Here is a 23,260-nt window from a genome sequence, read left to right on the forward strand (position 1 = left end):
CGCCGCGCGGTTCGTCCGGGCGGCCTCCTCGGCGCGGTGACGGGCGCCACGCGCGGCAGCCGTTAATCGATGCATACCCCCGGGGGTATTGTCGGGCCATGCTCTCAACCTCCGCACAGCGTCCCGCAACCCCCGGCGCATCGTCGTCGTCGGTGGTGTCGCCGGTGGCATGAGCGCGGCCGCCCGCGCTCGCCGCCTCGACGAGACCGCGTCGATCGTGGTCCTCGAGCAGTCCGACCACGTCTCGTTCGCCAACTGCGGCCTGCCGTACCACCTGTCCGGCGAGATCGAGCGTCGTGACGACCTCCTGCTCCACACCCCCGCATCTCTGGGCGCCGCCCTCGCGCTCGACGTCCGCACGGGCAGCCGCGTCACGGCGATCGACCGCGAGGCGCGCACCGTCACCGTGGCGACGGCGCAGGGCGTCGACGAGGTCCCGTACGACGCCCTGCTGCTCGCACCGGGTGCCGTCGCCGTGCGACCGCCCATCGAGGGGCTGGACCACCCGGCCGTGCACTCCTTGCGCACGATCCCGGACCTCGACGCGCTCACCGCCCGGGTCGCCGACCTGCCCGCGGACGGTCCCCGACGCGCGGTCGTCGTCGGTGCCGGGTTCATCGGGCTCGAGGCCGTGGAGGCGCTGACCGCCCGCGGGCTCCAGGTCGAGCTCGTCGAGCTCGCCGACCACGTGCTGCCCCCGCTCGACGCCGAGCTCGCCCCGCTGCTCGCCGACGAGCTCGGGGCGCACGGCGTCGGCCTCCACCTCGGCATCTCGGCCCGCACCGTCACGCCCGCCGACGGCGGCGCGGCGACGGTCACCCTGTCCGACGGCACCGAGATCACCGCGGACGTCGTCGTCGTGAACGTCGGGGTCCGTCCGGCGAGCGACCTCGCACGCGACGCCGGGTTGGAGCTCGGCGCCCGCGGCGCGATCCGGGTCGACGCCGACCAGCGCACGTCCGACCCGCACATCTGGGCGGTCGGCGACGCCGTCGAGGTCGTCCAGGCGGTCACCGGCGAGACGGGGCCGGTCCCGCTCGCCGGGCCGGCGAACCGCCAGGGACGCCGGGCTGCCGACTCCCTGCTGGGTCGGCGCACCACGCCGCAGGCCCCGGTCCTCGGCACGGCGATCGTCCGGGTGTTCGGGCTGACCGCAGCCGTCACCGGTGCGAGCCAGGCGACCCTGGCGCGCGCCGGGATCGCGCACGAGGTCGTCCGGATCCACGGCGGTCACCACGCCGGCTACTTCCCCGGCGCGGAGCCCGTCCACGTGGTGGCGAGCTTCGCCCCGGACGGTCGCCTGCTCGGCGCCCAGGCCGTCGGCCGCGCAGGCGTCGACAAGCGCATCGACGTGCTGGCGACCGCGCTGCGCGCGGGGATGACGGCCGACGACCTCGCCGAGCTCGAGCTCGCGTACGCCCCGCCGTACGGCTCGGCCAAGGACCCGGTGAACATGCTCGGCTTCGTCGCGCAGAACGTCCTCGACGGCACCATGCCGCAGTGGAGCGCGTCAGAGGTCGACGACGTGCTGGCCACGAGCCTGGTCCTGGACGCGCGCTCCCGCGCCGAGTTCGACCGCGGTCACCTGCCCGGCGCGCTCAACATCCCGCACACCGAGCTGCGGGGGCGCCTCGACGAGGTCCGCGACGCGGCCGACGGCCGCCCGGTCGCGGTGCACTGCGCCAGCGGGGTGCGTTCCTTCATCGCCACCCGCGTCCTGCTCCAGGCCGGCCTGGACGCCCGCAACCTGTCCGGCGGCTGGCTCAGCCTCACCACCGCCCGACCCGACCTGGTCGCCACCCCCGAAGGAGCCCACGCATGAGCCTGCGCGACACCCTCGACCGCCTGCTCGGTCGTACCGACCCGAGCAGCCTCCCGTCGACGATCGACGGACCGACCGCCGTACGGCTCGTCCGTGACGGCGCCGGCCTCCTCGACGTCCGGGAGCGGACCGAGTGGAGCACGGGGCACGCGCCGCAGGCCGTGCACGTGCCGCTGAGCGACGTCTCCGTCGCCCCGCGGCGTCTGCCGAAGGACGCCCCGGTCGTGGTCATGTGCGCCTCCGGGATGCGCTCGCGCATCGCGGCCAAGCAGCTGCGCGGGCTCGGGCTCCAGGCCACCAGCCTGTCCGGCGGCATCGGTGCCTGGCAGGCCGCCGGCGGCGCGGTCCGCCGCTGACGCACCGACCACCACAAGACGCACCCCGAGGAGGACCCATGGAGCTCGATCCCACCGAGATGGCCAAGGTCGGCAACCGGCTCAAGCGAGCCCAGGGCCAGCTCACCGCCGTCATCCGCATGCTCGACGAGGGCCAGAGCTGCGAGGACGTCGTCACCCAGCTGTCCGCGGTCTCCCGCGCCCTGGACCGGGCGGGGTTCGCGATCATCGCCTCGGGCATGAAGCAGTGCCTCACCCAGCCGGAGACACCGGGCGAGGCACCGGCTCTCGACGTCGCGAAGCTGGAGAAGCTCTTCCTGTCCCTGGCGTGAGCGGGCGTCGCCGGAGCCGGTCGCACGCGGACGACCGCGTCACGAACGATCGTCGTGGTGCGGAGCGGACCGCCGTCCCCGCCCCTCAGGACCAGCGCGAGCCGAAGACGTGCAGGTCCAGTTCGGCGCTGAGCACCTCGCAGGCGATGCGTCCCCGCACGCTGGTGCCCTGCTCGTCGAGGGGCGGGCTGATCACGGCGCCGCCGAGGACCCCCGGCGCCGAGAGGACGATGGCGCCGGACACGCTCGACTTCGCGGGAACGCCGACGCCGCGCATCCACCGGCCGGAGCCGTCGTAGACGCCGCACGTGGCCATGACCGACACGACGTCGCGCGCCACGCCCTCGGGGACGACCCGCTCCCCGGAGACGGGGTTGACGCCTCCGAAGGCGAGCGTCGCGCCCATGACGGCCAGCGCACGGGCGTCGACCAGCACCGCGCACGCGCGGGCGTAGACCGCGACGGCGTCGTCGGCTCCCACGCTCAGCGTGCCCTCGGCCCGCATGAGGTGCGCCAGGGCGTGGTTGCGGTCACCCAGGAGGTGCTCGCTCTGGGCGACGTCCTCGTCCACCTCGAGGTCCCGGCCGGCGAACGCGGACAGGCCACGCACGATGCGCTCCTCGCGGGCGGCGACGTCGTCCCCGTCGACCATCGCGGCGGTGAGGAGCGCACCGGCGTTCACCATGGGGTTCGGCGGTCGGCCGGTGCCGGTCTCGAGCTTGATCGCGTCGAAGGCCTCGCCGGTCGGCTCGATGCCGATGCGGTCCAGCGCCTCGCCGTCGGTGTCGAGCAGCGCCAGCGCGAAGAGGAACGGCTTGACGGCGGACTGCACGCTGAAGGCGACGTCGGCCTGGGCGCTGCCCCGCACGGTGCCGTCCGTCAGCACGAGAGCGAGCCCGCACAGGTCCGGGTCGGCGTCCGCGAGCTGCGGGATGCTGTCGTCCACCGATCCGCCCTGCTCCCCCAGCACGCGCTCGCGCAGCGCGTCGAGGTCGACGGTGCGGGCGTCGGCGGCGCGGCTCATCACGCCATGCTGTCAGCGGCCTCGCCGGACCGCGCGCCGGTCCTCACCGCGCCGCATCACCGGGACTCAGCCCGCCGGCCCCCGCCGCATCGGCACGTGCGGGATGCCGTCCTCGTCGAACCCGTCCCCGGCGACGGCGAACCCGAACCGGGCGTACCAGTGCGCCAGGTGCGCCTGCGCGTCGAGCACGACGGGTGCGGCCGGGTCGATCTCGCCGCAACGGCCCAGCGCGGCCCGCATGAGCTGCGCCGCCACGCCGCGCGACCGTGCGGTCGCGGCCGTGGCGACCCGGCCGATGCGCAGGGCGCCGTCGGCGTCGTGCAGCAGCCGCAGCGTGGCGAGCACGTCGGGGCCGTCGCTCACCCAGAACAGCTCGGCGTCCGGCTCGACGTCACGCCCGTCGAGCTCGGGGTACGCGCACGCCTGCTCCACGACGAAGACGTCGACCCGCAGCCGCAGGATCGCGTAGAGCGTCAGCGGGTCGACGGCGCGGACGCCGGCGCGGTGGACCGTGACCGGGTGGACCGGGACCGGCGCCGCCACGCTCAGGCGCCGCGCAGCACGGCGCCCGTGCGACGTCCGGCCTCGGCGACCGCGGCGTCCCGGACCGCGGCGGCGTCGGCCGCGGTGAGGGTGCGGTCCGCGGCGCGCAGGCGCAGGGAGAACGCGAGCGACTTCTTGCCCTCGCCCACCTGCGGGCCGGTGAAGACGTCGAACAGCCGGACCTCCTCGAGCAGGTCACCGGCGCCGTCGCGGACGGCGGCCTCGACGTCCCCGGCCGGGACGTCGGCGTCGACGACGAGCGCGAGGTCCTCCTTGCCCACCGGGAAGGTGGACACGGGCAGGGCCTGCAGCGGCTCACGCGGCGCGGCGCCGAGCAGGACGTCGAGGTCGACCTCCCACGCGACCGACCGGGCCGGCAGGTCGAGGCGGGCGAGCACCTGCGGGTGCAGCTCGCCGGCGTGCCCGACGAGCGTCCCGTCGGCCAGCTCGACCCGGGCGGTGCGGCCGGGGTGCCACGGCGCGTGGTCGGCGTCGGCGCGGACCTGCACGGTCACGCCGACCGTCCGCGCGACCAGCAGCGCGGCGGCGATCGCGTCGGCGTGGTCACCGCGACGCCCCGGACCCCACCAGCCGGCCCGCTCGCGGGCACCGGCGAGGAAGCCGGCCACCCGGCGCGGCTGCGGCGGGACCGCCGCGGCGAGCCGCGCGAGGTCGTCGTCAGACGGCCGGACGCCGCCGGGCAGCTGCGGCGCGGGCGGGGCGTCCGGGAGCGGCCGGGTCACCAGGCCGATCTCGTACAGCGCGACGTCGGTCGCGCCCCGGCCCACGTTGCGCCGCGCCGTCTCCAGCAGCGTCGTGAGCAGGTTCGTGCGCATCTCCGGCTGCGTGTCGGCGAGCGGGTTCGCCAGCCGCAGGGCGCGGCGGCGGGCGTCGTCGGCGGGCAGGCCCAGGGCGTCGTGCTGCTCGGCCCCGACGAAGGGGTAGGACAGCGTCTGCGTCCAGCCGTCATCGGCGAGCGCGGTGGCGACCGCGCGGCGGGCACGCTGCTCGGGCGTGAGCCCGCGGCCGGACGGCGCCGCCGGGAGCTCGGAGGGGATCGCGTCGTAGCCGCGCAGCCGCGCGACCTCCTCGACGAGGTCGACGCCGACGCGCAGGTCGGGTCGCCAGGACGGGACGGTGACGTGCAGCGTGGCGCGGTCGGTGTCACCGGACGGCGCGACGCGGCACCCGATGGCCTCGAGGGTCTCGGTCACCTCGGCGGGCGTGTACGGGACACCGACGAGCCGGGCCGGGAGGTCGACGGCGAGCTCGACCGTCGGCTCGGTGGGCGTGCGGTCGACGTCCGTCAGGGCGTCGTCGGCCACGCCGCCGCCGTGGGCGACGAGCAGGTCGACAGCCCGGGCGACCGCGACCCGCGCGACCTGCGGGTCGACGCCGCGCTCGAAGCGCTTGGCGGCCTCGCTGGGGATGCGGTGCCGGCGGCTGGTCCGCGCGACCGAGACGGGGTCGAAGTGCGCGGCCTCGAGCAGCAGATCGGTGGTCACCGCGCTGACCTCGGTCTGGGCGCCACCCATGACCCCGGCCAGGCCGAGCACGCGTGCGCCGGTGCGCCCCTCGGGGCTGTCGGTGATGACGAGGTCCTCGGGGTGCAGCGTGCGCTCGACGTCGTCCAGCGTCGTCAGGGCGTCGTCCGGGCGCGCCCGGCGCACGACGACGGGCTCGGCGACGAGGCCGAGGTCGTAGGCGTGCAGGGGCTGGCCGAGGTCGAGCATGACGTAGTTCGTGACGTCGACGGCGAGCGAGATGGGGCGCATCCCGGCCTGGGTCAGGCGGCGCTGCATCCACGTCGGGGACGGCCCGGACGCGGCGACGCCGCGCACGACCTGCGCGACGAAGCGGTCGCAGCCCGGGGCGCCGTCGATCGGGGCGTCGTCGGCGATCTCGACGGCGAAGCCGCCCGCCGCGGGGCGGGTCACCGCGGCGACGTCCGTCACGGTCCCCGGGAGGCCGGGGTCGGTGAACGCCGCACCGGTGGAGTGCCCGTACTCGCGGGCGACACCCCGCATCGCGAAGCAGTACCCGCGGTCCGGGGTCACGTTGATCTCGAGGACCTCCTCGCCCAGCCCGAGCAGCTCGCGCGCGTCGGTGCCGGGCTCGGCGTCCAGGCCCATCCGGGAGATGACGATGATCCCGTCGTGGTCCTCGCCCAGCCCGAGCTCGCGGGCCGAGCAGATCATGCCGTCGGACACGTGGCCGTAGGTCTTGCGGGACGCGATCGGGAACGGCCCGGGCAGCACGGCGCCCGGCAGCGCGACCACGACGCGGTCGCCGACGTCGAAGTTGTGCGCGCCGCACACGATGCCGCGCGGGCCGACGGTCCCGTCCTCGCGCACCTCGCCGTGCTCAGGCCCGACGTCGACCCGGCACCAGTTGATGGTCTTGCCGTTCCGCTGCGCCTCAGGCGAAACGGACACCACTTCCCCGATCACGAGCGGACCCGTGACGGCGGCCGGGTGGATGGCCTCCTCCTCGAGCCCGACCCGCACGAGGTCGGCGGCGACGGACTCGGCGGTCGCCCCGGCGGGCAGGGCGACGTGCTCGGCGAGCCAGGACAGCGGGATGCGGGGCATCAGAGGACTCCTGCGAACTGCTGGGAGAAGCGGACGTCGCCCTCGACCATGTCGTGCATGTCGGCGATGCCGTGGCGGAACATGAGGGTGCGCTCGATGCCCATGCCGAACGCGAAGCCGGAGTAGACGTCGGGGTCCACGCCGCACGCGCGCAGCACGTTCGGGTTGACCATGCCGCAGCCGCCCCACTCGATCCAGCCGGGCCCGCCCTTCTTCTGCGGGAACCAGAAGTCCATCTCGGCGCTGGGCTCGGTGAACGGGAAGAACGCGGGCCGCAGCCGGGTGCGCGACTCGGGGCCGAACATCGCCTTGGCGAAGTGGTCCAGCGTGCCCTTGAGGTGCGCCATCGTCAGGCCCTTGTCGATCGCGAGGCCCTCGACCTGGTGGAACACCGGGGTGTGGGTCGCGTCGAGCTCGTCGGTCCGGAAGGTCTTGCCGGGGCAGGCGATGTAGACCGGCAGGTCGCGGGACAGCAGCGTGCGCGCCTGCACGGGCGAGGTGTGCGTGCGCAGCACGAGGCCGGCGTCGGCGGGCTCGACGAAGAACGTGTCCTGCATCTGCCGGGCGGGGTGGTCGGGGCCGAAGTTCAGCGCGTCGAAGTTGAACCACTCCGCCTCGACCTCGGGGCCCTCGGCGATCTCCCAGCCCATCGCGACGAACACGTCGGCGATCCGCTCCTGGAGCAGCTCGAGCGGGTGCCGAGCACCGCGCGGGGTCCGGTCGACCGGGAGGGTGACGTCGACCGTCTCCTCCACCAGCACCCGCGCGTCGCGCTCGGCCTCGAGCTCGGCGCCTCGCGCAGCGATGGCGGCGTTGAGCCGTCCGCGGACCGAGCCGAGCAGCTTGCCGGCGACCGCCTTGTCCGCCGGGGCCAGGCGTCCGATCTCGCGGTTCGCGAGCGCGAGCGGGCTGCGGTCACCGGAGTGGGCCAGCCGTGCGGCCTTCAGCGCGTCGAGGTCGGTCGCGGCGGCGACGGCGGCCAGCGCCTGGGTCAGCGCGGCCTCGACGGCGTCGGCGTCGAGCGGCGACAGGGCGGGGGTTTCTGGGGTGGACATCCGAGCCTTCCGGGGAGTGCGACGGGCCTCGCGGCCCCGAGGAGTCTAGGGGGCGCTCGCCCCGGTCAGGTGCCCGACGACGACGCGTGGCCGAGCGCGAGGGTCGCCTCGGTCGTGTACGCCGGTCCCCCACCGCGCCCCTCGCCGGGGCGCGAGGACACCAGGGCGAAGTCCTCGACGGTCCACTCGGGCCCGGAGTACACCGCGAGCGCGTGCGACAGCGCGGCGACCCGGTCCGGCCCGGCGGGCCCGGCCGTCGTCTCGCGACGCCGGTACGGCCGGGGGCGGGCCCGGGCCTGCGAGCGCACGCGGGCGACGGTCAAGTGCGACCGCGACCGGACGCGGCTGTCGGTGCGGCCGGTGACCTCCTCGCCGAGCCCGACGCACTCCGCCGTCAGCGCACCGAGCGCGTCCACGTCGCCGCCGACGCCGATCCAGAACACCCGCCGGTCGAACACACCGGCGCCGCGCAGCTGGGACCGGAACGGGGCGTGCGCCGCGGCGATCGCGGCGAGCCCGTCCGCGAGGTCCGGCGCGGCGCCGTCGGGCACCTCGCCGAAGAACGCGAGCGTGACGTGCCGGTCCTCCAGGGCCGCCCACCGCAGCGGGCCGACGCCGCCGGCGTCCTCGTCCGGACCGCGGACGGCGGCGAGGGCGCGCTCGAGGTGCGCGAGCACGTGCTCGGGTGGCTGGACGGCGGCGAACAGACGCACGGTGCCTCCGGAGGTGTGTGGCGGTCGGGCGGCGGACGCCGGCGTCAGCGCTGCGCGCGCGAGGAGGCGTACAGGCACACCGTGGCGGCGGTCGCGAGGTTGAGCGACTCGGCGCGCCCGCGGATCGGCACCCGGACCACGGCGTCCGCGAGAGCGCGGTCCGCCTCGGGCAGCCCCCACGCCTCGTTGCCGAACACCCACGCGGTCGGCCGGGACAGGTCCGGGACCGTCCCGGAGCCGCCGGCGACGTCCAGCAGGTCGTCGAGGTCGTGCTCCCCCGCGCCGTCCGCGGCCAGGATGCCCAGGCCGGCGTCGCGCAGGGCGGCGGTGACCTCGGCGAGGCTCGCGCCGGCGGTGACCGGCAGGTGGAACAGCGACCCTGCGGTCGACCGGACCACCTTGGGGTTGTGCACGTCGACGCTCTCGGCGGTGAGGACGACGGCGTCCGCCCCGGCGGCGTCGGCGGCCCGGATGACGGTGCCGGCGTTGCCGGGGTCGCGGACGCGGGCGAGCACGGCGACGAGCCGCGGGCGCGCGGCCAGCACGGCAGCCAGGCCGGGGTCGTGCATGTCGACGACCGCGAGGACGCCCTGCGCGTCCGGGCTCATCGCCGCGACGACGTCCTCGCTCGCCATGCGCACCCGCACCGAGCGGTCCGCGGCATCCGTGACGATCTCCGGGTACCGCTGGGCCGCCGTGGGGGTCAGGTACAGGTCGCGGACGCGGTCCGGGGCCTCGCGCACCGCCTCGCGGACGCCCTGCGGGCCCTCGACGAGGAAGCGTCCGGTGCGCAGACGCGCCGAACGCCCGGACAGGGCCCGCGCTGCCTTGACCCGCTCCGCGCGGGGGTTGGTCAGCTCGGGTCCGGCCGGCGACGTCATGACGAGGTCTGCCGGTGTCCGGGCGTTCGGGGGTGTGCTGCTGCGTCGGCGACGGTCAGGCCGCGGTCACCGGCGCGGCGGGCGCGTTGACGTCCGCGGGCAGGGCGGCCTTGGCCACCTGCACGAGGGCCGCGAAGGCGGCGGCGTCGTTGACGGCCATGTCGGCCAGCACGCGGCGGTCGACCTCCACACCCGCGAGCTTGAGGCCCTGGATGAGGCGGTTGTAGGTCAGGCCGTTCGCGCGGGACGCCGCGTTGATGCGCTGGATCCACAGCTTGCGGAAGTCGCCCTTGCGGACCTTGCGGTCACGGTAGGCGTAGACGAGGGAGTGGGTGACCTGCTCCTTCGCCTTGCGGTACAGGCGCGAGCGCTGGCCGCGGTAGCCGGCTGCGCGCTCGAGGGTTGTGCGGCGCTTCTTGTGGGCGTTGACCGCCCGCTTCACGCGTGCCACGTGATGCTCCTTGCGTAGTGGGGCTCAGGGGTTACAGGGGTGCGGGCGCAGGCGCCCGCGAGGCTCACTTGCCGAGGAGCTTCTTGATCTTCGACGTGTCGGCCGGGGAGACGACCTGGTCGGTCGAGAGGCGGCGCGTCCGACGGCTCGACTTGTGCTCGAGCAGGTGACGGGTTCCCGCCTGCTCGCGCATGACCTTGCCGCTCCCGGTGATCCGGAAACGCTTCTTCGCACCGGAGTGCGTCTTGTTCTTCGGCATGGGAGCCGTTCTCCTGTCGGTCACATCGCGCGGACCTCACGCGACTGGCGTCGTTGCGGCGGTCGATGGACCTCCGCGCAGTGCTGGGTGGTGCTGGTCGGTCAGGCCGTCCCGCCGGCCGGCGGACGCGGGGCCCCCGGCTTGGCGGCGCCGGGCCGTGCGGACGGCTTGGCGGGCACCGGCTTGACGGCGGCCGGGGTCGGACGCGGCGCCGGAGCCGGTGTCTCCTCCGCCGGGGCGGAGGAGGGCGCCGGGGTCTGCGCAGCGGGACGAGCCGGAGCCGCCGCCGGACGAGCCGGGGTCGACGCCGGACGAGCCGACGCCGGCCGTGCAGCAGCGGCCGGGCGGGCGGCCGCCGCGGGACGCGGCGCAGCAGCCGGACGCGGTGCAGCGGGAGCGGCCGACGGCGCCGGCTGGGCGGCAGGGGCCTCGGCCGACGGCGCCGCCGGCGTCTCGGCGGCAGCGGGCTGCGCCGGAGCGGCCTCCGGTGCCGGCTGGGGTGCCGGTGCGGACGCGGGCGGGGACGCCGGTGCGACGACCCGCGGCGCCGGGGCGGTCGCCCGGGCAGCCGGACGGCGCTCCTCGTCGGGGGTGTCCCGGGCGGCGCGACGCTGCTCCTGCTTCTGCTCGGCCTTCTTCTTCGTGGGGCCGAGCACCATGATCATGTTGCGGCCGTCCTGCTTCGGCGAGCTCTCGACGAAGCCGAGCTCGGCGACGTCCTCGGCGAGGCGCTGCAGCAGCCGGATGCCCATCTCCGGGCGCGACTGCTCACGGCCACGGAACATGATCATGACCTTGACCTTGTCGCCGGCCTTGAGGAACCGCTCGACGTGGCCCTTCTTGGTGCCGTAGTCGTGCGGGTCGATCTTCAGCCGGAAACGGATCTCCTTGAGGACCGTGTTCGTCTGGTTGCGCCGGGCCTCGCGCGCCTTCATGTCGGCTTCGTACTTGAACTTGCCGAAGTCCATGAGCTTGCAGACGGGCGGGCGTGCGTCGGGGGCGACCTCGACCAGGTCGAGGTCCGACTCCTGCGCCAGCCGCAGAGCGTCCTCCACGCGGACGATGCCGACCTGCTCCCCGGCGGGGCCGACGAGCCGGACCTCGGGGACGCGGATCCGATCGTTGATGCGGGGCTCGCTGATGTGGGGCTCCTCGTGCTCGCAGTGTTTCCACCACGGACGAGAAAGGCCCTCGTCCGTGGGCACAGGCGAGGGCCGATGGATCCGCGTCGCCAGGTGCGGGATGCACCGGCGACCCGAGCGCACCGACGACCTCTGGCCGTCACCACGCTCTCGGACCGGACCCGGCACCTGTTGCCCCGAGAGGCGGTCGGCACCTGGGTGGGATCAGCTCCACTTGTGCATCGGCCGGCCGAGCGCACCGGGGTGCGGGCACGACTGACCGATTGGTCGACGACGAGCGTACCACCCGGTCGGCACCGGCCCCCGGGCGGCCGCAGTGACACGCGCCACCCGGGCGATCCCGCCGTGGACGCCCGGCCGACCCCCTCCTCGCCGGCCCCGGTGAGAGGATCGGCGCATGTCCTCCGACGCCACCACCCCACCCTCCGACGACCCGACCGCCGCCGCGACACGCGACATCGCCGACGTGGCCGCCGTCGAGGTCATCACCACCGCCGCCGTCCACCTCATGAGCGCCGCCGCGGTGAAGTGCGGGCTGAGCGAGGACACCCCCGGGGCCAAGGGCGCGGACTTCCTCGACCTCGACGAGGCGCGCAAGCTCATCACGGCCCTCGCCGCGCTGGTGACCGCGAGCGCCACCGACCTGGGCAACCAGCACGCCCGGTCGCTGCGTGACGGGCTGCGCACCCTGCAGCTCGCGTTCCGCGAGGCGTCCCCCTACCCCGACGCGCCGGGTGAGGGCCCCGGGGAGAAGTTCACCGGCTACGTGAGCTGACCCGCGGCGAGCACCTCGTCGCCGGTCGCGGCCGCGGTGACCGGCGCGGTGACCGGCGCCGTGACCGGGGTCGCCGTCACAGCGCCGGCCGGGCCGGCCGGGCGCAGCGCGGCACGGCGCGCCCGGGTCAGCCGCAGCACGAGCAGGCCGCCACCGGCGACGACGGCGCCCACCGCACCGGCCACCAGGAACCCGGCGCCCGCGCCGGACCGGTCGATGAGCGCGCCGCACACCGGCGCACCGAGCGCCGACCCGACGGTCATCGCCGACCCGCTCCACCCCATGACCTCGCCGCGCCGTTCCTCCGGCACGAGCCGGACGAGCGTCGCGGTGATCGACGACAGCGCCGCCGCGCACGGGAGCCCGGCGAGCACGACGGCGACCGCGAGCACGAGCGGCGTCCCGGCCAGGGCGGCCGGCACCGTCAGCAGTGACAGGACGAGGACCAGGGTCAGCGGCTGCACCGAGCGGTGCCCGGCGCCGTAGACCACCCCACCGACGGCCGAGCCGCCGGCCCAGAGCGCGAACATCCACCCGGTCGCCTCGGTGCGGTCCCACTCCTCCAGGGACGCGACGATCCCGACGTCGGTGCCGGTGAGCACGAGCGATGCCGCACCGGCGGCGAGCAGGGTGACCAGCAGCGCGGGTGTCACCACGCGCGGCCGCTGGAGGGCCGGTCCGGCGTCCGTCCGGGCGACCGGCTGCACCTGCCCAGCCTGCTCGACCTGGGCTCGTGGGTCGGTCGGGTCGGCCGGGCCGGCCGGGGTGACGGCGAGCGAGCGGGTCGGCGGGTCGAACCACATGAGCAGCGCCCCGGCACCGACGGTCGCGACGCCGATCGCCACGAGGGCGGCCGTCGTCGACCAGGTGGTGGCGACCAGGACGCCGAGCACCGGCCCGAGCATGAACGTCAGCTCGGTCGCGACGGAGTCGAGAGCGAACGCGGTGCGCTGCTCGGCAGGCGGGACGAGCACGGACAGCGATTGCCGCACCACCGAGAACACCGGGACCATGAACAGCCCGGCGACGACCCCGGCGCCGATCAGCGCGTGGTACCCGAGGAACGGCGCGGCAGCCCAGACGGCCGCCTCGACGACGACCGACGGCAGCAGGGCGCGACGCAGACCCAGCCGGTCCACCCGCCGCCCGCGCCACGGCCCGCCGAGCGCCATGCCGACCGTCATCGCGGCCGCCACCAGGCCGGCCTGGGCGTACCCGAGGTCGAGGGTCACCACGACGTGCAGGGTGAGCACGACCCCCACGGTGGCGTGCGGCACACGCGCCACGAGCGAGACGAGCACGAGGCGCAGCACAGCGGGGCGCCGCAGCAGGCGCCCGTAGGGGCGAGGATCACCGCGGGATGATCCCGCACCGTCCGGGCGCACCGCACCGTGATATCGCTCTCGCGGTCCACGCCGACCCGTGAGGGCGGTGCCTATCCTGGCGCGGTGACGAACGAGCCGACCGCCGAGGTGCCGACGACCCACCGGGCCGGTCCGGGCGTCCCCGTCCGGGTGTCGGGGATGTCCTCCGGGACGGCGGGTGCCGACCGCGTCCCCGGGTGGGGGCAGCCGGAGCGGACCGGCGCGCGGCACGGCGCCGCGGGCACCGGCGGCGCCGTGCCGCCTGTCCACGCGGCCGCTGCGCGCGGCAGGCGGCGTCGGCGGTGGCCGGTCGTCCTGCTCACCCTCCTGCTCCTCGCGACGCTGGGGGCGGCGGGCTACCTCTACGCGACGACGACGGCGTACCGCGAGCGCGTCACGTGGACCGAGGACCAGGCGCGGGCCATCGGCACGGAGCTCGTCGCGACCCGGATGGAGCTCGAGGGCGCGACCGCGGAGCTGGAGGCCGTCCGCGGCCAGCTCGCCATCGCGCAGGAGCGCATCACCGCCCTGGCGGACGAGAAGGCGCAGATCGGCGACGACCGGGAGGCGCAGGCACAGCTGCTGGACTACCAGGCGCGCGTGACCGCGGCGGCCGGGACGGTGGCCTCCGCCCTCGAGCGGTGCGTGCAGGGTCAGGACCAGCTCATCACCTACCTCGGGGACGCCGCGTCCTACGACCCCGACCAGCTCGCGCGATTCGGTGCGGACGTCGAGCGGCTGTGCGCGTCCGCCTCCGAGGCCAACGACGCGCTGCAGGCCGAGCTGGCGGACCGGTGACGGCCCGAGGCCGCGGGGCCGCGCGCGCCACGCTCGGCGCGGTGCTCACGGGGCTGCTCGTGGCCGGGTGCGCGTACGTGCCGCCGATGCCCGGGCCGACCCCGGTGGACCTCGTCCCCTCGGAGATCCCGCCGGCCACCCCGACCACGTCGGGGAACCTCTCCCCGACGGCTTCGACGCGGCGCAGCGCATGGCGGTGCGGATCCGCAACGTCGGGTGCGGGTCGGTGTCGACCGGGTCCGGGTTCGCGATCGACGCCCGGACCCTCATCACGAACCGGCACGTCGTCGCCGAGTCCGCCGAGCTGCAGCTGAGCACGTACGACGGGCGTGACCTCGCCGCGACGACGGCGAGCACCGCGAGCCTCGCGGACCTGGCCGTCGTGCGGACCACCGACGACCTGCCCGCCGTCCCCGAGCTCGCCGACGCCGACCCGTCCCCGGGCGACGAGGTGACCGTCGTCGGGTACCCCGAGGGGGCCGGCTCACGGTGACGAGCGGCCGCGTGATCGGGGGCACGACCGACCCGCTCAACGAGAACCTCGGCGAGGTGCTGGTCACTGACGCCGCGGTGGAGCCCGGCAGCTCGGGCTCGGCCGTGCTCGACGCGGACGGTCGGGTGATCGGCGTCGTCTACGCGAAGAACACCCTGGACCAGAGCTTCATCGTCCCGGTCAGCACCCTGCGCTCCCTGCTCGAGGACACCGCCGCCTTCGTCGACGCCCCGTCCTGCGCGGGGTGACCCCCACCACCCAGGTACCCGCCCCACCCCGGAGGACCGTCATGGACAGCACCCGCGCCCCTTCGACCCGGCCGCCCACAACCGCGCGGCCGCCGAGGCCCTGACGGTGCGCCGCGTGTTCGGCGAGGCGTACACCCGCGACGGCGTGCAGGTGATCCCGGTCGCGAAGGTCCTCGGCGGCACCGGCGGCGGCTACGGCCTGGGCGGGACGCCGGACGGCGGCGGGTCGGATGCGGGCCCGGCGGACGGCACCCCGGCGGGCGAGGGCGGCGGGGGCGGCTTCGGCGTCCGCGTGCGGCCGGTCGGCGTCTACGTGGTCGACGACGCCGGGGTGCACTGGCGCCCGGCGCTCGACCTCAACCGCGTGGTCCTCGGTGGGCAGGTCGCCGGGACGCTCATCGCGATGGCGCTCGCCTGGGCGCTGGGCCGGCGGCGCGGCTGACGCCCGTCCGCGTCCCGGGGCGCGACGACGCACCCCGGCCGGTGGCGGCGTCGGTCAGCCGGGCGCCTGGGTCAGGCGCAGCTCGACCGAGTCGACCCGTGCCGCGACGACCTCGTGCGCGGCGAGACCGGCGTTGACGCGCGCGAGGACGTCGTCCAGCGCAGCCCGGTCCAGCCCCGGGACGAGCGCGAGCACGACGGCGACCTCGGCGCGGCGGCCCGGTTCGGCGCGCACGCCCGCGACCGCAGCGATCCCCGCGACGGCGTCGGCGACCGCCGCGACGACCTCGGCGTCGACGACGCCGTCGACCACGGCGGGACGCCACCGCTGCTCGCGGGCCAGCGCCCACACCGCGGGGCGCGGGAGCACCGCGGTGACCGGGCCGCCCGGGTCGAGGACGACGACCTCCCAGCCCTCGCCGACCGCGGACAGCGCGGCGCGAGCGGCGTCGCTGGGCACCGGGCGCGCGTGCGGGTGCCAGGCCTGCATCGCGGCCACCGACGAGAACACCGGCATCGCGGTGCGGCCGTCCGGGGCGCGCAGCGCGACGATGCCGGCCGACGCCTCCTTGTCGACCGTGTGCTCGTGACCGTCGTGCACGACGACGTCGGCGGCCTCGAGCTCGGCGAGGACCGGGACCAGCACCCGGGTCGGGGCGAGCGCGGCGACGACGTCGGTCAGCGATCCCGTGCCGGCGGCGTAGCGCTCGAGCGCCGCGGCGAGGGCGGGGCGGCTGTGCCGTCGTCCCCGGCGAACGGGGACGACGGCGGCAGGGCGCGACCGGTCGTGCGCCCGGGGTCCGCAGGCCCGGCGGCGCCGCCGGGGTGCCGGTCAGAACCGGCCCGGGCCGGCGCCGGTGGGCTTGCCGGCGACCTCGAGGGCCTCGGGGAGCGTGAACGCCCCGGCGTACAGGGCCTTGCCGACGATGGCGCCCTCGACACCGTCGTCGACGAGGTCGCGCAGCGCGCGCAGGTCGTCCAGGCTCGAGATCCCGCCGGACGCCACCACCGCGGCGTCGGTGCGCGCGCAGACCTCGCGCAGCAGCTCGAGGTTGGGGCCGCGCAGCGTGCCGTCCTTGGTCACGTCGGTCACGACGTAGCGGGCGCAGCCGGCGTCGTCCAGGCGCGCGAGGACCTCCCACAGGTCGCCGCCCTCCTGCGTCCAGCCGCGCGCGGCGAGCGTGGTGCCGCGCACGTCGAGCCCGACCGCGATGAGCTCGCCGTACCGGTCGATGACCTCAGCGGTCCACTCCGGGTTCTCCAGCGCCGCGGTGCCGAGGTTGACCCGGGCGGCGCCGGTGGCCAGCGCGCGCTCGAGCGACGCGTCGTCACGGATGCCGCCGGACATCTCGACCCGGACGTCCAGCGCGGCGACGACCGAGGCGAGCAGCTCGGCGTTGGACCCGCGACCGAAGGCGGCGTCCAGGTCGACGAGGTGCACCCACTCCGCGCCGCCGGACTGCCAGTCGAGCGCGGCGGCCAGCGGGTCGCCGTAGGAGGTCTCGGAGCCGGCCTCGCCCTGGACGAGGCGGACGGCCTGACCGTCGGCGACGTCGACGGCGGGCAGCAGGACGAGCGGTTCGGTGGACATGGGTGGGGCTCTCCTCGGTGGGGGTTCGGGGCGTGCCGCGGGGATGCGTGACGGGCGGGCGCGACGGGCGGGTGCGACGGTCGCCGCCCGTCGGCGCGGCGGCGCGCGGCGGTCAGGACCGCAGGGAGCCGACCCAGTTCGCGAGCAGCTGGGAGCCGGCGTCGCCGGACTTCTCGGGGTGGAACTGCGTCGCCGACAGCGGCCCGTTCTCCACCGCGGCCACGAACCGGCCGCCGTGCTCGGACCAGGTGACCATCGGCGGGGTGAACCGGGCGTCCCCGAGCGGGGGGAAGGTCCGGGCCGCGTAGGAGTGCACGAAGTAGAACCGCTCGGCCTCGATGCCGTCGAACAGCACGGAGCCCTCGGGCGCCTCGACGGTGGACCAGCCCATGTGCGGGACGACGTCGGCCTCCAGCCGGTCGACCACACCGGGCCACTCGCCGAGCCCCTCGGCCTCGACGCCGTGCTCCTCACCGCGCTCGAACATGACCTGCATGCCGACGCAGATGCCGAGCACGGGGCGCCCACCGGCCAGGCGGCGGTCGATGATCTGGCCGCCGCGCACGCCGTTGAGGCCGTCCATCACCGCGGCGAACGCGCCCACACCCGGGACGACGAGTCCGTCCGCCTCGCTGGCGGCGGTCGGGTCGGCGGTCAGCTCGACCTCGGCACCGACGCGCTCGAGCGCGCGGACCGCGGATCGGACGTTGCCGAACCCGTAGTCGAGGACGACGACCTGGGGGTGGGAGTCACGGGACCCGAGTTTACCGGCGGTTCGCGCGCGCCGACGCGGCGAGCAGGCGCAGCGCGCGGAACCGGGACATGCCGACGCTCGACACGACCCCCGGGACGTCCGCGGCGGTGACCGTGCCGAGCAGCAGGTCCTCGAGGACGTCCGGTGCGCCGCTGAGCACGAGACCGGCGGCGAGCTTCTCCCCTGCTCGCCGTCGAGCCAGCGCGACGCGGTCGCCCGGCCCTCGGCCTTCTGCAGCAGCACGACGGGGACGCCCTTGAGCAGCCGGGACACCGCGACCGCGGCGTCCCGCGGCGCGGTGCCGGTGGTGTCGCGGCAGACGGCGATCGCGCCGACGTCCGACGGGACGACGTCCACGTCGACCTTGGCCATCGCGCACGTCGCCGCGAGCGGGCCAGGTGCGGCGACCGGGGTGACGACGAGCGCGACCGCCGGCGGGGTCGGCGGGGTGGCCGGCCCCGCCATCAGAGGGCGCCCTTCGTGGACGGGATCCCCACGACACGCGGGTCCGGCTGCACCGCGGCGCGCAGCGCCCGCGCGAGGGCCTTGAACTGCGCCTCGACGATGTGGTGCGGATCCCGGCCGGCGAGCACCCGCATGTGGATGCAGATGCCGGCGTGGTGCGCGATCGACTCGAGCACGTGCCGGGTCAGCGACCCGGTGAAGTGACCGCCGATGAGGTGGTACTCCTGCCCGGCGGGCTCACCCGAGTGCACGAGGTAGGGCCGCCCGGACACGTCGACGACGGCCTGCGCGAGCGCCTCGTCGAGCGGGACCAGCGCGTCGCCGAACCGGCCGATGCCCGCCTTGTCCCCCAGGGCGACCCGCAGCGCCTCGCCCAGAGCGATCGCGACGTCCTCCACGGTGTGGTGGGCGTCGATGTGGGTGTCCCCGGTCGCCCGGACGGTGAGGTCGAGCAGGGAGTGCTTGCCGAGCGCGGTGAGCATGTGGTCGTAGAACGGCACGCTCGTGGAGATGTCGGTCCGGCCCGTGCCGTCGAGGTCGAGCTCGACGAGCACGCTCGACTCCGAGGTCGTGCGCTCGATCCGTCCGGTCCGCGTGCCGCTCATCGGGGTCCACCTCCACCAGGGCGTCCCGGAAGGCCGCCATCTCCTCGCGGGTGCCGATCGACACCCGCAGCCACTGCGGTGGCCCGACCTCGCGGATCAGCACCCCGCGGGCCAGCAGACCCTCCCAGATCGCGTGCCGGTCGTCGAACGGCCCGAACAGCACGAAGTTCGCGTCGGACTCCGCGACGTCGTACCCGCGCCCGCGCAGCCATTCCACGCACGCGTCCCGCTCCGCGCGCAGCGACCCCACCTGCGCCATGAGCGCGCCCGAGTGCTTGAGCGCGGCGCGCGCGACCGCCTGGGTCACGCCGGACAGGTGGTACGGCAGGCGCACGACGCGCAGCGCGTCGACCAGCGCGGGTGCCGCGGCGAGGTAGCCGACCCGGGCCCCGGCGAGCCCGAACGCCTTGGACATCGTCCGGCTGACCGCCAGGTGCGGGTGGTCGGCGAGGATCTCCAGGGCGGACGGCGTCCCCGCGCGGCGGAACTCCCCGTACGCCTCGTCGACGACGACGACGCACCCGCCCGGCACCGCGGCAGCCGCGGCGAGCACGGCCTCGATCGTGCCCAGCGGCAGCGCCGTCCCGGTGGGGTTGTTGGGGCTCGCGAGGAGCACGACGCTCGGCGCGTGCTCGGCGATCGTGGCGGCGGCGCGCTCGGGGTCGAGCGTGAAGTCGTCCTCCCGGCGGCCCTGCACCCAGCCCGTGCTGGTGTCGCGCGCGTACTCGGGGTACATGGAGTAGGTCGGCGCGAACGACAGCGCGGTGCGACCGGGCCCGCCGAAGGCCTGGAGCAGGTGCAGCATGACCTCGTTGGAGCCGTTCGCGGCCCAGATCTGCTCGGGTGCCAGGTGGACGCCGGACTCGCGGAGCAGGTACGCGGCGAGGTCGGTCCGCAGCGCGAGGAAGTCGCGGTCCGGGTACCGGTTGAGCCCGCGCGCCGCGGCGGCGACGTCCGCGGCGATGTCGGCGACGACGTCGTCCGCGGGCGGGTAGGGGTTCTCGTTGACGTTGAGCAGCACCGGGACGTCGAGCTGCGGAGCGCCGTACGGCTCGAGGCCCGCGAGCTCCGGACGCAGGGAAGGGTCACGGCCCCGAGTCTAGGGAGGCCCACGGACATGTCGGTGCCGCTGCCTACGATCGACGGATGAGCCCCACCCCGACGTCCACCGGCCCGCGATCGACCGACAGCCCCGCCGGCGCGGCGGTCGGCGGGACCGCCCCGACCGGCGCGACCGGCGCGACCGACCGGACCACCGCCGACCGCGCCGGCCTGCGCGAGGAGGCCGAGGCGGCGCTGGTCGCCTTGGTGGGCCGCCCCGACGCACGGCTGCGCGACGACCAGTGGGTCGCGATCGAGGCGCTCGTCGCCGACCACCGCCGTGCCCTCGTCGTCCAGCGCACGGGGTGGGGCAAGTCCGCGGTGTACTTCGTCGCGACCGCGCTGCTGCGCGCTCGGGGCGCCGGCCCGACGGTGATCGTCTCGCCGCTGCTCGCCCTCATGCGCAACCAGGTCGAGGCCGCGCAGCGGGCCGGCATCCGCGCCGAGACGATCAACTCCGCCAACGTCACCGAGTGGGACGGCGTGCACGAGCGGGTCGCGGCCGGGGAGGTCGACGTCCTGCTCGTCTCCCCCGAGCGCCTGAACAACCCGGGCTTCCGCGAGGAGGTGCTGCCGCGACTGGCGGCGTCGGCGGGCCTGGTGGTGGTGGACGAGGCGCACTGCATCTCGGACTGGGGGCACGACTTCCGCCCCGACTACCGCCGCATCCGCACCCTGCTGGCCGACCTGCCCGCGGGCATCCCGGTGCTGGCCACGACGGCCACCGCGAACGCACGCGTGACGGCCGACGTCGCCGAGCAGCTCGCTGTCACCTCCGAGTCGACCGACGGGGCCGACGCCACGCCCGCCCACCCCGAGCGCGCGCTCGCGGACGTCCTGGTGCTGCGCGGGTCGCTGGACCGCGAGAGCCTGCACCTCGCGGTCGCGCGGCTGCCTGACCAGGCGTCCCAGCTCGCGTGGCTCGGGCACCGGCTGCCGCAGGTCGACGGCTCCGGGATCGTCTACTGCCTGACCGTCGCCGCCGCGCAGCAGGTCACCGAGTACCTGCGCGAGCAGGGCATGGCGGTGCGTGCCTACTCGGGGCAGACCGACCCGGCGGAGCGCGAGGCCGCCGAGCAGGACCTGCTCGCCAACCGGGTCAAGGCACTGGTGGCGACCTCGGCGCTCGGCATGGGCTTCGACAAGCCGGACCTGGCCTTCGTGGTGCACCTGGGCGCCCCGGCGTCGCCCATCTCGTACTACCAGCAGGTCGGGCGTGCCGGTCGCGCGACCGACCGCGCCGAGGTCGTCCTGCTGCCCGGTCGGGAGGACACCGCGATCTGGGACTACTTCGCGTCGATGGCGTTCCCGCCCGAGGCCGAGGTGCGCGCGACCCTCGCGGCGCTCGAAGCGGGCGGCACGCTGTCCACCGCGGCGCTCGAGACCCGGGTGTCGCTGCGCCGCAACCGCCTCGAGCTCATGCTCAAGGTGCTCGACGTCGACGGCGCCGTGCGCCGGGTGCGCGGTGGGTGGGAGTCCACCGGGCGGGCGTGGGAGTACGACGCGGAGCGGTACCGCCGGGTCGCCGAGACCCGGCGCGCGGAGCAGCGCGCGATGCTCGACTACGTCACCACCGACGACTGCCGGATGGCGTACCTGCGCCGGGCCTTGGACGACCCGGACCTGACGGACGGCTGGCGGTGCGGGCGCTGCGACGTGTGCGGCGGCACGAGCGCCGGTGAGGCGCCCGACGACGCCGAGGTCGCCGCCGCCCGCGAGCGCCTCGCGGTCCCCGGCGTGGAGGTCGAGCCGCGCCGGCAGTGGCCGACCGGGATGTCCGGGCTGGGGATCGACCTGTCCGGGCGGATCGCGGTCGACGAGCGCCCGGAGACGGGCCGCGCGGTCGCCCGGCTCGACGGGATCGGGTGGGGCGGTCTGCTGCGCGACCTCTTCGCACCCGCCCCGGCCGGGTCCGAGGACGACGGGTCCGGGCCGGGCTCGGGAGGCTCGGGCCCCGGGGCGGGCGGCGAGCCGGACGGAGCGGCCGGCGGCGGCGCGGCACGCGACGGCGGGCTCCCGGTGGCGCTGCGCCGCCCGGTGCTCGAGGTCCTCGACGCCTGGCACCCCGACCCGGCACCGGCCGGCGTGGTGCTCGTGGAGTCCGCGAGCCGACCCGAGCTCGTCCGGCACCTCGCCGAGGGCCTCGCGCACCGGCTCGGTGTCCCGGTCGTCGGGTCGGTCGGGCCGGTGCTCGGGGTGCCCGCGGGCCGGCACGACGTGAACTCCGCGCAGCGGCTCGCCGGCGTCGCGCGGCGCCTCGAGCTGCACCTGTCCGACGCCGCCGCGGCCGGGCTGCCCGGACGCGCGGTCCTGCTCGTCGACGACCGCACGGACTCGGGCTGGACGCTCACCGTGGCGGCGCGCCTGCTGAGGCGCGCCGGGGCGTCGGCAGTGCACCCGTTCGTGCTCGCGGTCGGCTGAGGGGTCGGGCGCGGCGCCGTCGGACAGGCGGCGCCGTCGGTCAAGCGGCGCCGTCGGTCAAACGGCGTCGGCGAAGGACGCCGCGAGGCGGGCGAAGCCCTCGTCGAGGGTCACCGCGGGCGACCAGCGCAGCGCCTCGCGGGTCCGGCGCTGGTCGAACCAGTGCGCGGTCGACATCTGCTCGGCGAGGAAGCGGGTCAGCGGCGGCTCGCCCCACTGCGGGCGGGCCGCCCAGACCCGCTCGAGCGCGCCGCCCGCGGCCCGCGCGAGCGCGGGCGACACGGACCACTGCGGCACCGGGACCCCGGCGGCCCGGCACATGCCGGCCAGCAGGTCGCGCACCGGGCGCGGCTCCCCGTTGGTGACGACGTACGACGCTCCCCACGCGTCGCCCGGCGCCCCGAGCGCCGCGACGAGCGCGTCGGCCGCGTTGTCGACGTAGGTCGTGTCGATGAGCGCGGTCCCGCCGCCGAGCAGCGGCAGCCGCCCGTGCCGGGCGCGCTCGACGACGCGGCCCACGAGCTGGGTGTCCCCCGGGCCCCACACGATGTGCGGGCGCACCGCGAGCACCCGCATCTCGGGTGAGTCCGCGGCGAGCGCGAGGAGCTCGGCCGCGGCCTTGGTCCGGGCGTACGGGCCGCGCGCCCGGTCGGGGTCCGCCGGTCCGGCCGCCTCCCCACGATCGAGGCCCCGACGTGCGCCACCGACGGCGACGACACCATGACGAAGCGACGGACGCCCGCGGCCCGCGCGGCGGCGAGCAGGGTCCGGGTGCCCTCGACGTTCACCGCGCGGTACTCCTCCTCGTGCCCGGTGATCGACACCTTGGCCGCCAGGTGCACCACCGCGGTGCACCCCTCGACCGCGCGGGTCACCGCGCCCGGGTCGGTGAGGGAGCCGCGCACGTCGGTCGCGCCCGGGACGTCGGCCGGCCCGCGCTGGAACGTCCGCACGGAGTGCCCGCGGTCGGCGACCGCGACCGCGACCGCACGCCCCAGCATCCCGCTCGCGCCGGTGACCAGGACCCGCTCGGTGGACCCGACGGCGTGGCCCGTG

20 protein-coding genes and 4 pseudogenes are annotated in these 23,260 nt (G+C 76.1%); 8 read left to right on the forward strand and 16 right to left on the reverse strand.

Annotated elements, in window-relative coordinates; translation table 11 throughout:
- Window positions 1-88: 88 nt before the first annotated feature.
- From REH70_RS13810 to REH70_RS13820, 3 genes are read left to right on the forward strand one after another with little or no spacing between them, the layout of a single operon-like run.
- Window positions 89-1,822 carry an FAD-dependent oxidoreductase gene (locus tag REH70_RS13810; RefSeq protein WP_310748044.1) on the forward strand — a complete coding sequence of 578 codons (1,734 nt, stop codon included), beginning with the start codon at window positions 89-91 and terminating at the stop codon, window positions 1,820-1,822.
- Entirely contained in the window at window positions 1,819-2,178 is a 360-nt protein-coding gene (locus REH70_RS13815; protein ID WP_310748046.1) for a rhodanese-like domain-containing protein, read from the forward strand. Before REH70_RS13810 ends, REH70_RS13815 begins: the two co-directional genes overlap by 4 nt.
- A 38-nt stretch (window positions 2,179-2,216) precedes the next feature.
- Complete coding sequence (locus REH70_RS13820; protein WP_310748049.1) at window positions 2,217-2,489, forward strand: metal-sensitive transcriptional regulator; 273 nt, start codon at window positions 2,217-2,219, stop codon at window positions 2,487-2,489.
- Window positions 2,490-2,574: 85 nt separating this feature from the next.
- Here REH70_RS13820 and glsA read toward each other — a convergent pair whose 3' ends face one another.
- From glsA to infC, 9 genes are all read right to left on the reverse strand, one after another.
- Window positions 2,575-3,513, reverse strand: a complete 939-nt coding sequence (gene glsA / locus REH70_RS13825) for a glutaminase A (protein ID WP_310748052.1) — start codon at window positions 3,511-3,513, stop codon at window positions 2,575-2,577.
- Window positions 3,514-3,579: 66 nt separating this feature from the next.
- Window positions 3,580-4,056, reverse strand: coding sequence for a GNAT family N-acetyltransferase (locus REH70_RS13830; RefSeq protein ID WP_310748055.1), 477 nt, complete (start codon window positions 4,054-4,056; stop codon window positions 3,580-3,582).
- A 2-nt stretch (window positions 4,057-4,058) separates the two neighbouring features.
- Complete coding sequence (gene pheT, locus REH70_RS13835; RefSeq protein WP_310748058.1) at window positions 4,059-6,647, reverse strand: phenylalanine--tRNA ligase subunit beta; 2,589 nt, start codon at window positions 6,645-6,647, stop codon at window positions 4,059-4,061.
- On the reverse strand, window positions 6,647-7,702 hold the full coding sequence (gene pheS, locus REH70_RS13840) for a phenylalanine--tRNA ligase subunit alpha (protein WP_310748061.1): 1,056 nt from the start codon (window positions 7,700-7,702) through the stop codon (window positions 6,647-6,649). Before pheS ends, pheT begins: the two co-directional genes overlap by 1 nt.
- A gap of 65 nt (window positions 7,703-7,767) precedes the next feature.
- Window positions 7,768-8,415, reverse strand: coding sequence for an RNA 2',3'-cyclic phosphodiesterase (thpR, locus tag REH70_RS13845; RefSeq protein ID WP_310748064.1), 648 nt, complete (start codon window positions 8,413-8,415; stop codon window positions 7,768-7,770).
- Window positions 8,416-8,459: 44 nt separating this feature from the next.
- Entirely contained in the window at window positions 8,460-9,296 is an 837-nt protein-coding gene (locus tag REH70_RS13850) for an RNA methyltransferase (RefSeq protein WP_310748067.1), read from the reverse strand.
- A 55-nt stretch (window positions 9,297-9,351) separates the two neighbouring features.
- Window positions 9,352-9,747, reverse strand: a complete 396-nt coding sequence (gene rplT, locus REH70_RS13855) for a 50S ribosomal protein L20 (protein ID WP_310748069.1) — start codon at window positions 9,745-9,747, stop codon at window positions 9,352-9,354.
- A 64-nt stretch (window positions 9,748-9,811) separates the two neighbouring features.
- Window positions 9,812-10,006 carry a 50S ribosomal protein L35 gene (rpmI, locus tag REH70_RS13860; RefSeq protein ID WP_310748072.1) on the reverse strand — a complete coding sequence of 65 codons (195 nt, stop codon included), beginning with the start codon at window positions 10,004-10,006 and terminating at the stop codon, window positions 9,812-9,814.
- Window positions 10,007-10,107: 101 nt separating this feature from the next.
- Window positions 10,108-11,211 carry a translation initiation factor IF-3 gene (gene infC, locus REH70_RS13865; RefSeq protein ID WP_310748075.1) on the reverse strand — a complete coding sequence of 368 codons (1,104 nt, stop codon included), beginning with the start codon at window positions 11,209-11,211 and terminating at the stop codon, window positions 10,108-10,110.
- 334 nt (window positions 11,212-11,545) lie between these two features.
- Between infC and REH70_RS13870 the strand changes: the two genes are divergently transcribed.
- On the forward strand, window positions 11,546-11,923 hold the full coding sequence (locus REH70_RS13870; RefSeq protein ID WP_310748077.1) for a DUF1844 domain-containing protein: 378 nt from the start codon (window positions 11,546-11,548) through the stop codon (window positions 11,921-11,923).
- Here the strand turns inward: REH70_RS13870 and REH70_RS13875 are convergent.
- A complete protein-coding gene (locus tag REH70_RS13875) occupies window positions 11,911-13,308 on the reverse strand; it encodes an MFS transporter (RefSeq protein WP_310748079.1) in 1,398 nt (465 codons plus the stop codon). The two genes, REH70_RS13870 and REH70_RS13875, sit on opposite strands and share 13 nt — an antisense overlap.
- A gap of 63 nt (window positions 13,309-13,371) precedes the next feature.
- Here REH70_RS13875 and REH70_RS13880 point away from each other — a divergent pair, with 63 nt between their 5' ends.
- The 3 genes and pseudogenes from REH70_RS13880 (at window position 13,372) to REH70_RS13890 (ending at window position 15,268) form a co-directional block, all read left to right on the forward strand.
- Window positions 13,372-14,085 (forward strand): hypothetical protein, encoded by a 714-nt coding sequence (locus REH70_RS13880; protein WP_310748081.1) that lies wholly within the window; start codon window positions 13,372-13,374, stop codon window positions 14,083-14,085.
- Between the two features lie 190 nt (window positions 14,086-14,275).
- A pseudogene (locus REH70_RS13885) lies at window positions 14,276-14,826 on the forward strand (S1C family serine protease).
- Window positions 14,827-14,941: 115 nt separating this feature from the next.
- The gene (locus tag REH70_RS13890) at window positions 14,942-15,268 is read left to right on the forward strand and encodes a spore germination protein GerW family protein (protein ID WP_310748085.1); all 327 of its coding nucleotides are present in this window, start codon (window positions 14,942-14,944) and stop codon (window positions 15,266-15,268) included.
- 54 nt (window positions 15,269-15,322) lie between these two features.
- Here the strand turns inward: REH70_RS13890 and REH70_RS13895 are convergent, their stop codons facing one another.
- The 5 genes and pseudogenes from REH70_RS13895 to REH70_RS13915 form a co-directional block, all read right to left on the reverse strand.
- Window positions 15,323-15,949 (reverse strand): SseB family protein, encoded by a 627-nt coding sequence (locus REH70_RS13895; RefSeq protein WP_310754304.1) that lies wholly within the window; start codon window positions 15,947-15,949, stop codon window positions 15,323-15,325.
- A 150-nt stretch (window positions 15,950-16,099) separates the two neighbouring features.
- On the reverse strand, window positions 16,100-16,858 hold the full coding sequence (priA, locus tag REH70_RS13900) for a bifunctional 1-(5-phosphoribosyl)-5-((5-phosphoribosylamino)methylideneamino)imidazole-4-carboxamide isomerase/phosphoribosylanthranilate isomerase PriA (RefSeq protein WP_310748087.1): 759 nt from the start codon (window positions 16,856-16,858) through the stop codon (window positions 16,100-16,102).
- A gap of 112 nt (window positions 16,859-16,970) precedes the next feature.
- Window positions 16,971-17,600 (reverse strand): annotated as a pseudogene (gene hisH, locus REH70_RS13905) (imidazole glycerol phosphate synthase subunit HisH); the annotation flags it as partial.
- A 476-nt stretch (window positions 17,601-18,076) separates the two neighbouring features.
- Window positions 18,077-18,682 (reverse strand): imidazoleglycerol-phosphate dehydratase HisB, encoded by a 606-nt coding sequence (gene hisB, locus REH70_RS13910; protein WP_310748090.1) that lies wholly within the window; start codon window positions 18,680-18,682, stop codon window positions 18,077-18,079.
- Between the two features lie 7 nt (window positions 18,683-18,689).
- Window positions 18,690-19,760 (reverse strand): annotated as a pseudogene (locus REH70_RS13915) (histidinol-phosphate transaminase); the annotation flags it as partial.
- A gap of 68 nt (window positions 19,761-19,828) precedes the next feature.
- Between REH70_RS13915 and REH70_RS13920 the strand changes: the two are divergent.
- A complete protein-coding gene (locus REH70_RS13920; protein WP_310748093.1) occupies window positions 19,829-22,204 on the forward strand; it encodes a RecQ family ATP-dependent DNA helicase in 2,376 nt (791 codons plus the stop codon).
- A 57-nt stretch (window positions 22,205-22,261) separates the two neighbouring features.
- On the opposite strand, the pseudogene REH70_RS13925 reads toward REH70_RS13920, so the two are convergent.
- Window positions 22,262-23,205: pseudogene (locus tag REH70_RS13925) on the reverse strand (NAD-dependent epimerase/dehydratase family protein).
- Window positions 23,206-23,260: the final 55 nt, after the last annotated feature.

This window comes from Cellulomonas sp. ATA003 (assembly GCF_031582905.1).
Lineage (GTDB): Bacteria > Actinomycetota > Actinomycetes > Actinomycetales > Cellulomonadaceae > Pengzhenrongella.